This is a genomic window from Massilia sp. BAP21 (assembly GCF_057801335.1).
The window spans coordinates 1,266,342-1,278,725 of sequence record NZ_CM173596.1 but is presented as its reverse complement, the minus strand read 5'-3'; the positions used below and the strand labels follow the sequence as shown (position 1 = coordinate 1,278,725).

Annotated in this window: 10 protein-coding genes; 6 read left to right on the top strand and 4 right to left on the bottom strand. The window is 66.0% G+C overall.

Going from position 1 to position 12,384, the window contains the following annotated elements:
• Positions 1–35: 35 nt before the first annotated feature.
• Positions 36–683, bottom strand: a complete 648-nt coding sequence (locus ACWYRN_RS05600) for a TonB family protein (protein ID WP_488691524.1) — start codon at positions 681–683, stop codon at positions 36–38.
• A gap of 278 nt (positions 684–961) precedes the next feature.
• Between ACWYRN_RS05600 and ACWYRN_RS05595 the strand changes: the two genes are divergently transcribed.
• Both ACWYRN_RS05595 and ACWYRN_RS05590 read left to right on the top strand, forming a co-directional pair.
• A complete protein-coding gene (locus tag ACWYRN_RS05595; RefSeq protein ID WP_488691523.1) occupies positions 962–1,678 on the top strand; it encodes a sensor histidine kinase in 717 nt (238 codons plus the stop codon).
• A complete protein-coding gene (locus ACWYRN_RS05590) occupies positions 1,675–3,369 on the top strand; it encodes a tetratricopeptide repeat protein (RefSeq protein ID WP_488691522.1) in 1,695 nt (564 codons plus the stop codon). The genes ACWYRN_RS05595 and ACWYRN_RS05590 overlap by 4 nt, the downstream gene beginning before the upstream one ends.
• Before the next feature lie 261 nt (positions 3,370–3,630).
• Here the strand turns inward: ACWYRN_RS05590 and ACWYRN_RS05585 are convergent, their stop codons facing one another.
• Positions 3,631–6,822: a patatin-like phospholipase family protein gene (locus ACWYRN_RS05585; RefSeq protein ID WP_488691521.1), complete on the bottom strand. Its 3,192-nt coding sequence runs from the start codon at positions 6,820–6,822 to the stop codon at positions 3,631–3,633.
• A 238-nt stretch (positions 6,823–7,060) separates the two neighbouring features.
• Positions 7,061–7,720: a PhaM family polyhydroxyalkanoate granule multifunctional regulatory protein gene (locus ACWYRN_RS05580; RefSeq protein ID WP_488691520.1), complete on the bottom strand. Its 660-nt coding sequence runs from the start codon at positions 7,718–7,720 to the stop codon at positions 7,061–7,063.
• 112 nt (positions 7,721–7,832) lie between these two features.
• Between ACWYRN_RS05580 and ACWYRN_RS05575 the strand changes: the two genes are divergently transcribed.
• Positions 7,833–8,957, top strand: coding sequence for a DUF3108 domain-containing protein (locus ACWYRN_RS05575; RefSeq protein WP_488691519.1), 1,125 nt, complete (start codon positions 7,833–7,835; stop codon positions 8,955–8,957).
• A 2-nt stretch (positions 8,958–8,959) separates the two neighbouring features.
• The gene (locus ACWYRN_RS05570) at positions 8,960–9,706 is read left to right on the top strand and encodes a DUF3108 domain-containing protein (RefSeq protein WP_488691518.1); all 747 of its coding nucleotides are present in this window, start codon (positions 8,960–8,962) and stop codon (positions 9,704–9,706) included.
• Between the two features lie 49 nt (positions 9,707–9,755).
• Here ACWYRN_RS05570 and ACWYRN_RS05565 read toward each other — a convergent pair whose 3' ends face one another.
• A complete protein-coding gene (locus ACWYRN_RS05565) occupies positions 9,756–9,944 on the bottom strand; it encodes a hypothetical protein (RefSeq protein ID WP_488691517.1) in 189 nt (62 codons plus the stop codon).
• Positions 9,945–10,314: 370 nt separating this feature from the next.
• Here ACWYRN_RS05565 and ACWYRN_RS05560 point away from each other — a divergent pair, with 370 nt between their 5' ends.
• Together ACWYRN_RS05560 and ACWYRN_RS05555 are read left to right on the top strand one after the other, a co-directional pair.
• Entirely contained in the window at positions 10,315–11,682 is a 1,368-nt protein-coding gene (locus ACWYRN_RS05560; RefSeq protein ID WP_488691516.1) for a hypothetical protein, read from the top strand.
• Positions 11,675–12,379 carry a hypothetical protein gene (locus ACWYRN_RS05555; protein WP_488691515.1) on the top strand — a complete coding sequence of 235 codons (705 nt, stop codon included), beginning with the start codon at positions 11,675–11,677 and terminating at the stop codon, positions 12,377–12,379. The genes ACWYRN_RS05560 and ACWYRN_RS05555 overlap by 8 nt, the downstream gene beginning before the upstream one ends.
• The last annotated feature ends 5 nt before the right edge of the window (positions 12,380–12,384 follow it).

Genomic DNA, 12,384 nt, shown 5'->3' with positions numbered 1-12,384 from the left:
TCTGGATGTCTGCGCATCCCGCCTCACGGTGTCGTTCAAGGGGCCGGGGCATCGGTTTCCAAACGCTGGATGGCGAATACGTCACCCTGTGCCGCGGCTTTCTTATACCAGCGTAAGGCTTCGGCCTGATCCACCGGTCCGCCAATGCCTTGCTCGTGAAACTGCCCTATCTTGAACTGGGCATGCACATGACCAAGGTCTGCCGCACGTTTGAGCAGGGCCCGAGCATGCTCCCGATCGGCAATGGATGCGGGATGCTTCAGCTTCAGCAAAGCATAGTAATAAAGTGCGTTCGCATCATCCTGTTTTTTCTGCAGGACCAGATCGAGCCGCATCGACACGCGGGACATATCGGGATCATCTTCCAAAAACCAGTGATACGAGACTGAAGCCCATACCGGTATTGGCTGGCCATTCGATGTGACGGGCCGGAACACGCATGTCGACAGGATTTCTTGCGGGGCCCTGTCGAGCGTCGCCGAACCGCTGGGATTCAAGATAACTGTCTTCTTGACGAGACCGTCGGTACCAATGAGGAAGCCGATTTCGGTGATGCCTTCTTCGTGCAGGCGGATTGACTCCGGAGGGTACTGGATCTTATCGCAGGGCTTGGGCTGCACGCGGTTTGCCGTCTCTTCGGCAGTGGCCAGGTTGACCGCGCAAGCCAGGAGAATGACTGCCATGAAGCGTAGCGAAGCGGGAGCGCGCATAGGGTCCTGTCAATTTGTGAATGAGGATGGCGACCAGGGGCAGGTGATTCCTGCTTTAATCCGTCCAAATCCGCTGCCGGCAGTATTGAAGTGTACGAGTCTGTTGCAATTTCAGCAAGAAATAGGTTGTAGCGGACGCGCACACACTGTTGCGCCAGAATAAACCGCGTATTCGCTGCGCTGGGCTGACGTTATCTGTGCGTATAATTGGCTTGTGGCAACTTTTCTGCGCCGGAAGGAGGGCGCCGGCGATGGACGACACCCAACACTCCCAGCAGCTCGCCCTGTTCCTGGCCTCGACCGCACACGACATGAAGAATTCGATCAGCGTGCTTTCGGGAACCCTGGAACGCCTGCTCGACGGCGCTCTACCGCAGACCGACACCGCCGACCCTCAGTTCGCGCAAATGGCGCAGATGCTGTACCAGACGCGCCGCCTGAACGACAACCTGATGCAGCTGCTGGCCTTATATAAACAGGTCGGCCAGCCTGAATATCCTTTCGACGTGCAGCCTATCCCCGCGGTCGAACTGGCCGAGCAGGTGGCGGCCCTGGGCCGGGTGCTGCTGCAATCGCGCGGCATCGACTTCGACGTCGAGGTCGATCCGGACCTGATCTGGCACCTCGACGAAGACCTGATCGTCGGCGTGGTCTCGCACGCCGTCAACAACGCCGTCAACTACACGCGCGACCGGATTCGCCTGGCGCTGCGCCAGGAAGGCGACCTGCTGGAGATCCGCGTCGAGGACAACGGCGCCGGCTATCCGCAAGCCTTGTTGGATGCCGGGGCCGAGGCGATGAGCGGCGTGTCCAGCGGCGTCGACTTCCGCACCAACAGCGCCGGCCTGGGCCTGTACTTCGCGCGCGAAGTCGCACGCATGCACCGCCACCGCGGCCGGCATGGCGCGGTGCGCCTGGAAAATGGCGGCAGCCTTGGCGGCGGCTGCTTCATCCTGACCCTGCCATGAACAGCCCGCTGGAGCGCAAGGCCGAGCAGATCGACTGGGCCGGCAAGAACTACCTGGTGGTCGACGACTTCATCGGCGTGCGCCAGCTGCTGCGCGAAAGCCTGCGCAGCCTGGGCGCCCGGAACATCGACCAGGCGGCGAGCGGCGGCGAAGCGATTGCCTTGTTGGCGAAAACGCGCTACGACGTGGTGCTGTGCGACTTCAACCTCGGCGACGGCAAGAACGGCCAGCAGGTGCTGGAAGAAGCGCGCGTGCGCAACTTCCTGCTGCCGTCGAGCGTGTGGATGATGGTGTCGGCCGAGAAGAGCGTGGAATCCGTGATGGGGGCGGCCGAGCACCAGCCCGACGCCTACCTGGTGAAGCCGATCACCGAAGGCGTGCTGCTCACGCGCCTGAACCGCGCCTGGCACCGCAAGCAGGTGTTCCGGCCGATCGACCAGGCCTATGCCGAGAAGGACTACCTGCGCGCGGCGCGCCTGTGCGACGAGCAGATCGCCGCCAGCCGCGTGCACGAGACCGAGCTGCTGCGCATGAAGGCGCGCCTGATGGAAAAGAGCGGCGAGCCGGAAAAGGCGCGCGAAGCCTACGAGCGCGTGCTGGTCGAGCGTGAATACCAGTGGGCGCGCTCGGGCCTGGCGAAGATCCGCATGGTGAACGGCGAACTCGAACAGGCGCGCCAGATGTTCCTCGGCGTGATCGCGGAGAACCGCTACTACATCGATGCCTACGACCAGCTGGCCCAGGTCTACCAGGACATGGGCAAGTACGAGGAGGCCTGCAGCATCCTCGAACGCGCGACCAGGCTGTCGCCGAACTCGGTGCCGCGCCAGCGCAACCTCGGCAAGGTCTGCCTGAAGCTGGGGAACGTGGGGATGGCGGAAAAGGCCTTCCGCAAGTGCATCGCGATCGGCGAATACTCGGTGCGCAAGACGCCCGACGCCTACTTCGGGCTGGCGCGCGTGTGCGGCTTGAAGAACGATCCGAAGGAGGCGCTGGTACTGCTGGGCGCGGCGCAGCGCGAGTTCGGCGCCGAGCATCCCGACATGCCGCTGCGCGCCAAGATCACCGAGGGCCTGGTCTACCACGAAAGCGGCGACTACCGCCATGCGCGCAAGGCCGGCGACGAGCTGGAAGCCCAGCTGAATGCGCATCCCGAACGGCCGGATGTGCCGACCTGCCTGGAGATGGCGACCCTGCTGTTCGCCGTCGGCGTGAAGGATGCGCCGGTCGAGCTGTTGTGCCACGTGGCGCGCAACAACCACGACAACGCGGTGCTGCTCGACGAGGTGCAGGCGATTTTCGAGAAGGCGCGCATGGGCGAGGAGGGCGCTGAGCTGATCCGCGCGGCGAAGAAGGAAGCGTCGGACCTGATGAACCAGGCCGTGCTGCTGTGGAAGACCGGCAAGCTGGGCGAGGCGGTGGCATGGATGCGCAGTGCGCGCACCAGGCTGCCGAACAACCAGCGGATTTTGTTCAACGCGGCGCAGGTGCTGGTGTCGCACATGAAGGAAAAGGGCTACGACGAACTGATGGCCGCCGAGGCGCACGAAGTGCTGGCGCATGTGGACCAGCTGCAGCCGGGGCAGCAGCGGTTTGCGCAGTTGATGGAGCAGCTGGCGGCGCTGGTGCCGAAGGTGGAAGAGGCGCCGGCTGAGGAAACACCGACGCCGCCAACGGAGCCCGAGGCCTGAACCGTACGGTGGGCACTCCGTGCCCACGCGGGTACGTGCGTGTCCGTAGTCAGCGGCGCAGATGATTCGCCCCGAAACGTCAACATTGGTGGATACGCCGGCGAGACGCATTTGGAACGGCCGCGAATATGCATCATGCGCGGCGACATCTGGCGCTAACAATGATCATTGTTCCGCGTGGGCACAGCGTGCCCACCCTACGATCTCACACGCTGGATGAACGCGTGGACGGCGGAGCCGCCTTCCGTGGCCCGGTCCACCCTACCGGAACGCGTCGCGGCTGCCCGAAGCTGGCGGCACAGGCACCGGCGCCGGCGCCGGCGCCGCCACCAACCCATGCGCCTCCATCAACTGCGCACACAGCTTCGCCACATCGTGCGACCCATCCGCCCGCTCCGAGGCCGCCGCCGCCGCCGCCAGCGCCGCCCTGGTGATGTGGTAGCCCAGCGCCCGGTAACTCTCGAACTGCGCCTCGTCGAACCACTGGTCCGCCGTGCTCTGGTGCGGGTAATCCGGGTGCGCCTTGCGGTAGTTGAGCACATCGGCATTCTCCGAACCCACGATGGCCGGCTTGATGTACAGCAGCGTGCCATCCACGCCGCCCGCATCCACGTGGCTGTAGCGCACCGTGCCCACCGCGCAGCTGGCGCCGCACAGACTGGTCGAAGGCAGCAGGCCCATCTTCGAGACGTCGATCTCCACGTTCACGTGCAAATCGGTGGCGCATTTGCGGATCGCGTTGCCGAGGTCTTCGAAGGCCATGCCGCGGTCGCTGGCCACGTCCACCGCCACGATCAGGCGGCAGCGGCGCCGCACCAGTTCGTAGATGCCGAGGTTCTCGAAGTGGCCGCCGTCCGACAGGTAGACGTAGTTGGCGTCCGCATTCGTCATCCCGAACAGCTCCGCGATCAACGAGAACAGGCCGATCCCCGGCGAGGAATGCGTCCACACGGCCTTGCGCGGGTTCGGGCACCAGCGCCCCAGGCGCACGTTAAACATCGTCATCAGGAAGTTCAGCGGCGGAGAGGAGTGGGTGCCCATGTTCGGGCTGGCCGCCGCGCCCGACATCGCCACCGCCATGCCGAGGCGCACCTTGGCGTCGTCGTCGCCGGCGCCGGACTTCGAGGCGTATTCGCGCGTGGGGCGGTAGGCGCCGCGCTGGGCGTCGCGCAGGCCCCCCTTCGGTCCCTGCGCCGGCATCAGCGGCATCTCGAAGCCGCAGTAGCGCGGCGTGAAGGCAAACGAGGCGGCCTTGCGCGTCTGCCAGGCCAGCTCTTCGCCGCTGACCAGGTTCAGCGCCGTATTGACGATGTGGTAGGGGCGCTGGTCGGCCATGTCGGCCAGTTGCGGGTCGTCTTCCGGGTCGAAGCCGGTGAAGGGATGCGGCTTGCGCGTGCCGCTGCTGGCGCCGAAGTAGGCGCGCACCAGGCGGTTCCGGTACAGCATGTAGAGCGAGAACTTGTTGATGTCGACGCGCCAGCCGAGCAGCAGCGCGGCGCCGAGGAAGAGCGCGAACGCCAGCAGCAGCGTGGCGCCATCGGTGGCCAGGGTGGCGTTCGCGTGGGCCGCATACACGCAGGGCAGCGACACAGGCTTGGGGCAGCGCACGTCGGGCATGGCGACGCTGGCCTGCACCAGGGTCGAGAGCAGCATGAACACGCCGACCGTGAAGAAGTAGGGCGCCAGGCGCGCCGCGAGTTCGCGCTTGGCGCAATTGCTGCCGGGTGCCCCGGTGGCGCTGCCGCTGCCGGCCTTCAGGCCGATGATGGTCATCACCAGCCAGCCGGCGGCGGTGCCGGCATTCGCGATCGGCTCGTAGGTCAGCCAGGCCCAGTGCAGCAGGGGCGCCGCAAAGAAGGCGACGCCGAACATGATCACCCAGCCGATCGAGAAGATCGAGGACCAGGCGCCCTGCCGGCTCCACCACTCGCGGCTGGCGTCGCTGTACAGGCGGCCGATCAGGCCGATCATCAGCGTCATCGTCACCGAGAACAGCGTCATCATCAGCGGCATGCCGAAGGTGGACAGGGCGATCGCGTTGTTCAGGATCGGATGCTGCTGCGGATCGGGCAGCAGGGCCAGGCCGGCCAGCAGCAGCAGCGTGCCGACCGCCAGCGCGCCGATGGCGCAGGCGAAGTGGCTGAAGCCTTCCAGCAGTTCGGCGCGCGAGACGTCGGCCGGAAAGCGGCAGCGCCCGAGGCGCCGTTCCAGCGCCAGGGCGCAAGCGCCGATCAGCAGCGCCACCGTCAGCATCGGGATCGCCGGCCAGGCCAGCATGCGTGCGCTGGCGAGCGGCATCAGCTGGACCACGGTGGCCGGCGCGAAGGCCAGCGCCGCCTTCAGCGACACCGCCAGCACCGCACCCGCCCCGGCCAGGCAGATGACGTAGCCGGCGTTCCGGTAGGGGCTGGTGCGGTCGTGCGCCAGATACCAGCCGCAAGCCCAGACGATGAAATACACCAGCCCCGGCACCAGCAGCCAGGCCAGGCCCCAGCCGGCAAAGCGCGCCGGCAGCCCGTCGTCCCAGAGGGCCGGCACCGCGCCCCCGTAGCGCCACAGCCCGATGCTGACCAAAAAGCCCGCCGCCAGCAGCGGCAGGTTGATGCACACCAGCACCGCGCCCTGCTCGAGCGGAAAGCGGCGCAGCCCGCGCGAGTTTTCCGGCTTGCTGGAAATGGAGAGGGCAATGCAGAACACGGCAACCAGGAACAGGGCGATGCCGAGCAGCCAGGCGGCATCGGACCAGGCGGCCCAGCGCCCATTCGGGCCGATGATGCGGTGCACGCCCCAGACCGCAAAGCGCGGCAGCACCAGCAGGGCGCAGAGCCAGGCCACCAGCATTGCCAAATTCAGGCAGGTGTTGCGCACATAGGTGCCGATCAGGGTCCAGGTGTCGGCGCTGAAGGTGCCGCTCTTCGGCGACAGGTAGTCGCTGTACTGGCGCAGGAACTGGATTTCGGTCGGCTCGCAAGACACGGCCTGGCCGGCGCTGCCCTGCGTGAGCATGGCCTCGACCTGGCGCACGTCGCCGCGCCGCTCGCGGATGCATTTCGACAGCCAGCCGCCGATGAAGCCGCCGCCGGATACGGTCGACAAATAATCGAAGTCGCGCAGTAGCCGCAGTTCGGCCAGGGCCTGCAGGGCGCCGAGGTTGAAGGTGGCGCTGCGTACGCCGCCGCCCGAGAGCGCCAGTCCGGCGAGGGTGCCATCGTGCGAGCGCTGCAGCAGCGCGCAGCTGGAGGCCGGCATGACCTGCGTGGCGTCGCCGTCCGGGCGCGGGCGCAGCAGGTCGAGTTCGTTCTGGAAGACTTCGCCGAACACGCTGCCGCTGACCGCGTCAAGGCGGCGCCAGGTGGTTTCGTCGAGCGGGCCACTGGCGGCGATGCCCTGGGCCTTGCGGAAGGCGGCGATGGCGCCCGCCAGTTCTTCCAGGGTGGAGGCACGCGGCGGCACGGTGCAGCCGGCGCTCTCCAGCTTGCGGCGCAGGTCGCCTACCTGCTCGGCCGTCAGTTAGGAAAAATCGAGATGGGCCATGTCTTGCCTCCCACAAATCAAGTGCGATTAAATGCGGATGGGAAAGCATGGAATGTCAAGCGCCCCAGCCGTACTGATCAGTTCAGCACGGCTGGGGCGCTTGTGATGCCCGTCAAATCAAATGCCGGGCGAACGGCAGGGAGTATCGCCGGAAGACTTAACTTTTATCGGCTTTCGTGCGGGTTGTGCGGGCACCCATGTCGGTGGGCTCTTTCACAGGCTGTTCCCTGGCGGCCGGTGCTGCCGGGGCGGCGGCGGTGGCGGAACCGTCAGGCGGCATGGCGCTTGCCACGGCCTGGCGGAACTGTTCCTGCAGCAGATTCCACCACGCGACGGCGGCAGGCATCGTGGCGTCTGCGCCACCTGCGCCACCTGCGCCAGCTGCGCCACCTGCGCCGGCGGCTGGCCCCGCGGCCGGGCCGGCGCCGGCGCCCGGCGTGTTGCTGCCTGGCTCGGGCGCGCCGCTGGCGGTGAAGAAGGCGGAGAAGGGCGGCAGCGAGGCCGCCTGGTCGCCACCCTGGCTGCCTTGGCCGCTGAGCGCCTGGGTCATGCTGTCGCTCATCGATTTCAATGCGGCGATGGTGCCGCGCTGCACTTCCATGGCCTGGATCGAGGTGCGCAGCATCGACAGGTTCAGGTTCAGCCAGCTTTCCACGGCCTTCAGGTCGGTGATCCGCTTGTCGAGCTCGTCCGTGGACAGGCCGCCGCCGAGGCTGCCGGCCCCCATGCCGGGCACGTTCATGCCGCCCCACAGATTCTTTACGAACTCGAGCGTATCCGTCATGCCGGGCACAGTCTGCGATGGTGGTTTGAGCATGCTTGGTCTCCGTTGGTTGTTGGCCTAGCGTAGCAGATAAAGGAGGCGGGTTCAAAGGCTGGCGCAAGCTGCTGGACAGCAGGCGTGCACGTGGCCGGGTACACTATGGTGCATGGGTATCGTTTCCTATATCGCCGGACGGCGCCGCGCGCTGGTGTTGGGCACGCTGATCGTGCTGCTGCACGCGCTGCTGTTTGCCTGGATGGGCGGCCATGTGGGCCTGCCGCGCACGATCGTGCCGCCGGCAATGGACATGGTGCAGACGCGGCTGCTGCCGGAACCGGCTGCGCCGCCCCCGCCCGACGCCGCGCCGCTGCCCCAGCCGGCACCGCTGCCGCCGCCGCCCCTGCCCGAACTGCCGCCCACGCCGCTGCCTGAGCCCGGCCCGGTGCTGGCCGACGACGCCATCGGTCCGCCGGTCGCGCCGGGCACGGGCGGCGCGGGGGAAGGCATGCCGGCCGCAGGCGAAGCGGCGCCCGCGCTGGCCGCAACGCCCGCGCCCGAATCCGAACCCGTGCCCGAACCCGCGCCGCTTCCCGAACCCCAGCCGGAACCGCGCCGCTACAAGGTCGACATGCCGCCGCCGGCGAAAATGACGATGGACGTGGCGCGTACCGACAAGGACGGTACCCAGTGGAGCGGCGAGGCCCAGCTCGACTGGACTTACCGCGACGACACTTATCACATCAATTTCGAGGCCGGCATCCGGGTCGTGTTCACGCGCGTGAACCTGGCGGTGCTGACCAGCGACGGCGCCGTGGCCGCGACCGGTTTCGCACCGATCAAGATGACGGAAAAACGCCGCGGCCGGGCGCTCACCGCCACCCACTTCGACTGGGGCGGCAACAAGATCAGCTTCTCGGCTTCGCAGAAAAGTTTCCCGCTGGCGGCCGGCGCCCAGGACAAGGCCAGTGTCCCATTGCAACTGGCCGCCATCGCGCGCGGGGATGTCGCACAATTGAGCGGCAACATAGACATGCTGGTCGGCGAAGACCGCGACGCCGCCGTGTTCCGCTTCGTCGTGGTCGGGCAGGAAGAAATCGACACCAAGCTCGGCAAGTTGCAAACCTGGCATCTGTCGCGTCCGCCGAAAGAGGGTTCCTACCGCTCGCGCCTGGACGTCTGGCTGGCGCCGGCGCATGGCTGGTATCCGGTGCGGATTCGCAATACGGAGGCCAACGGTGCAGTGACCACGCAAACGGTGAATAATATAGCTTTAAGCGATACAGGAAAGTAATAATGAGAAGCAACCTATTCAAGTGCTCCGCGCTGGCGGGCCTGCTGGCGCTGGGCGTCTCGACAGCCATGGCCGCGCCTGCCGCCCCGGTCAAGCGCGCAGTCGAATTGCCGCCCTCGGCCGACCTGGCCTACGACCTGAACGCCCAGCAGAAAAGCATCGGCCTGAAGGGCGACGCCCTGATCACCTGGCGCGCCGGCGACGGCAAGTACGATGTGAACGTCGAAGCGCGCGTGCAGCTGCTCGGCAAGCTGAACGAATACCGCAGCCAGGGTGCGGTCGACGCCTATGGCCTGGCGCCGGACACCTTTACCGAAAAGCGCTACCGCAAGGATGCGACGACGACCACCTTCGTGCGCGACGAGAATGTGATCAGCTTCAGCGGGGCCAAGCTGCCTTATGTCATGAAGGGCGGCGAGCAGGACCGTGCTTCCGTCACCTGGCAGCTGGCCTCGGTGGCGCGCGCGGCCGGCGAAGCGAAGTTCAAGCCGGGCAGCGAATGGACCTTCATCGTGGCCGGGCGGCGCGATGCCGAACCCTGGACCTTCAAGGTGATCAAGCAGGAAAAGATCCGCACCGGCATGGGCGAACTCGACACCATCCACGTCAAGCGCGAGCCGCGCGACAGCCGCGGCGACAGCGTCGAAGTCTGGCTGGCGCCGGGCCAGGAATGGTATCCGGTGAAGATCCGCTTCGAGGACGAGCGCGACACCATCGACCAGACGGTCAAGAGCATCACGCGCAAATAAAAAAGCCGGCGTCGCAAGGATGCCGGCTCGTGTCTTGTCAGCTAGCCGATCAGTAATCGTAGCCGCACATGTCGCGCAGGCAAGCCGTGCGTTCCGCGGCGCATTCCGCTGCCGGGGTACCGCCCGCGACGCAGGCGCGATAGTCGGACGCGCAGTAGAACTCGCAGCTGGCAAAGGCCGGTGCGGCCGCGGCGCCGAAGCCGATGGCAAACAACAGGGTGGCGATTTTCTTGTTCATCCTCTCTCCTCATCATGATGCAACGGTGTTATTGGTGTGAAGCTGCGCCGTTGCGTCGCAGCGGCTGGGGACCGGGAAGGGGCTCAGGCTCCCGCGGTCGTGCTTAGATTCAACCTCTGCCGTTTGCCTGTCAAACCGGCATGCATATATATGTTTAACTCATAAGAAATCCCCTTTCAGAAGCATTTCTTATAGTTCATGCAAGCCGTACGGGGTGCCGGATTTTTGTGTCATTTGTGCAAAACCACACCAGCCGCCGGGGAATATTGCTGCCGATTAAGCTAGCTGAACTGTTATACTGGCGCCCCCCGCGGACACATCGGCTTGCCTGCTCAGGCAGTGCGGTCCGCATGCAGACTGGTATCCCAAGATGATCGACACACAGGCGGCCCTCGCCGCGGAACCCCATGGCATTGCACAGGACGAGCTGGACCCACTCCAGGTGCATTTCCAGAACGGCATCGCGCCGGACGAAATCGAGCAGGTTTTCCACCTCAAGAAGGCCCAGCCCATGCTGTCGGCCTTTTCGGCGCTGTTCCACGGCAGCCAGGACGGCGTGCTGGTGCGCCTGCTGGTGCTGCGCGAACTGGCCGCCGACACCGCCAGCTCGGCCTTCTCGCGCGCCGACATCAACCAGAAGCTGGCCTACCTGATCCCGGAAAGCCTGGAAACGGTGCTGAACCGCCTGCGTACCCACGGCCTGCTGGCCTGGGACGCGCCGAGCGCCGTCTATCGCATCACGCCACTGGCGCGTAACGTGCTGTCCGCGCTCGACACCCTGCTGGCGCTGGGCAAACCCGAGGACGACGAAGCCGAGATGGGCTTCCTGCTGTCCCAGGTGGCCGGCGCCCAGGCAGTGGGCGGCGTGACCGTCGAACAGCTCAAGCACCTGTTGGGCCGCCTGGTCGAACTGACCGAGGAATTCCGCGACGCCATCGCCTCCGGTTCCGAATTCAAGCTGCGCAACTCGCAGGCGAAGTGGCACATGGCCTGCGACTGGGTCGAGAAGGGCTCCGTGATCCTGCGCGCGATTACCTCCGACGAGCGCGCCGATTCGGCCACCCATAAAGCGGCGCAGGCGATCGGCCGCGCGCAAAGTGCCTTGCTCAACATGCAAGGCATGTTCTCGCGCGCCCTGAACCAGATCGAACGCCAGCGCGTGCACCTGGGCCAGTCGGGTCTCTCGACCACCGACGTCAAGCGCTGGCTGCTGGCCCACGACGATTTGGCCAGCCTGGCCGAAGGCGCGATCGACCGCCCGGTGGTGCCGCTGTTCGGCACGCCGGCCGAGATGATCGACGTCGCCGAGACCGAACTGCTGGCCGAGCGTGCCGTGGTCGTGGGGCAGAAAGGCCTGCCGAGCGGCCAGGATGCGCCGCTGACCATCGACGACAACCCGGCCATGCAGGCCGAACTCGACGACTGGATCAACAAGCTGGCCGACTTCGCAAACCTCGGCAACTTCCCCGAATTCTCGGACGTCGGCCCGAAGAAGGTCGAGCTGCACGAGTCCTTGCTGCCGGCATCGTTCGCCGTGGCGTCCTACCGCGCTTCCTTGCTGCCGCTCTTGGGCGATGCCGCCGAGGCCAGCCTGCAGGGCGCCACCGCCGAACTGGCGCGCCTGCCGATCAAATTCGAAGCGCGCGACGAAATGGTGGCGCTCGACGACCCGGAAGTGGCCGCCATGTCCTTTGCAACCCTCTCACTAGATCTCGAAAGCGGCACGCCGAATGAATGACGATGCACAAATCCTGATTGCCCGCCTGCTCACGCACCAGACCCTGCGCCGCGACGACAAGATGGTCAAGCGCGCGCTGTCGGACGAGCAGTTCCGCGGCGAAGTCGACAAGCGCCTGCTGGAGTCGGGCCTCAAATTGCTCGACAACGTGTATGCCGACCATGTGACGATCGCGCTGCACCGCAACGTCGAGCCGAAGATCTTCGGCGCCAAGGACATCTGGCAGAACAATAACTTCGGCCTGACGCGCGACGGCGTGGCGCTGCTGGTGGTGTTGTGGGCGCAGATCATCCTGCCCAAGCGCGAGCGCCAGGAAACCCACACGGCCTTTGCCGACGACCAGAGCGACATGTTCGACAAGGACGCGCCGATCCCGCGCGCCGAAGACGCCTCGATCGGCATCTCCTACACGGCACTGCTGTCGGACTTCGGCGACAAGCTGGGCAAGAAGACGCGCATGGACATGAACTTGGGCGTGCTGTCGAAACTCGGCTTCATCGAGCGCCGCGGCGACGTGATCCTGGAAGGCCCGCTGCTCGACCTGATGATGGACACCGACCTGCTGAAGGAACGCATCATCAACGGCGCCCTGTCGGACGTGTTCAAGCGCGCGCCGCTGGCCGTGGTGCCGCGCAAGGCCGCCGACGCAGCGAACGACGCCGACCTCGACGCCGAATCCCTAGATACCCCGAACTGAGACAC

Excerpts from the sequence above, each read along its gene's own strand:
- ACWYRN_RS05600 (WP_488691524.1), bottom strand. The coding sequence starts at position 683 with ATGGCAGTCATTCTCCTGGCTTGCGCGGTCAACCTGGCCACTGCCGAA.
- ACWYRN_RS05595 (WP_488691523.1), top strand. The coding sequence starts at position 962 with ATGGACGACACCCAACACTCCCAGCAGCTCGCCCTGTTCCTGGCCTCG.
- ACWYRN_RS05590 (WP_488691522.1), top strand. The coding sequence starts at position 1,675 with ATGAACAGCCCGCTGGAGCGCAAGGCCGAGCAGATCGACTGGGCCGGC.
- ACWYRN_RS05580 (WP_488691520.1), bottom strand. The coding sequence starts at position 7,720 with ATGCTCAAACCACCATCGCAGACTGTGCCCGGCATGACGGATACGCTC.
- ACWYRN_RS05575 (WP_488691519.1), top strand. The coding sequence starts at position 7,833 with ATGGGTATCGTTTCCTATATCGCCGGACGGCGCCGCGCGCTGGTGTTG.
- ACWYRN_RS05570 (WP_488691518.1), top strand. The coding sequence starts at position 8,960 with ATGAGAAGCAACCTATTCAAGTGCTCCGCGCTGGCGGGCCTGCTGGCG.
- ACWYRN_RS05565 (WP_488691517.1), bottom strand. The coding sequence starts at position 9,944 with ATGAACAAGAAAATCGCCACCCTGTTGTTTGCCATCGGCTTCGGCGCC.
- ACWYRN_RS05560 (WP_488691516.1), top strand. The coding sequence starts at position 10,315 with ATGATCGACACACAGGCGGCCCTCGCCGCGGAACCCCATGGCATTGCA.
- ACWYRN_RS05555 (WP_488691515.1), top strand. The coding sequence starts at position 11,675 with ATGAATGACGATGCACAAATCCTGATTGCCCGCCTGCTCACGCACCAG.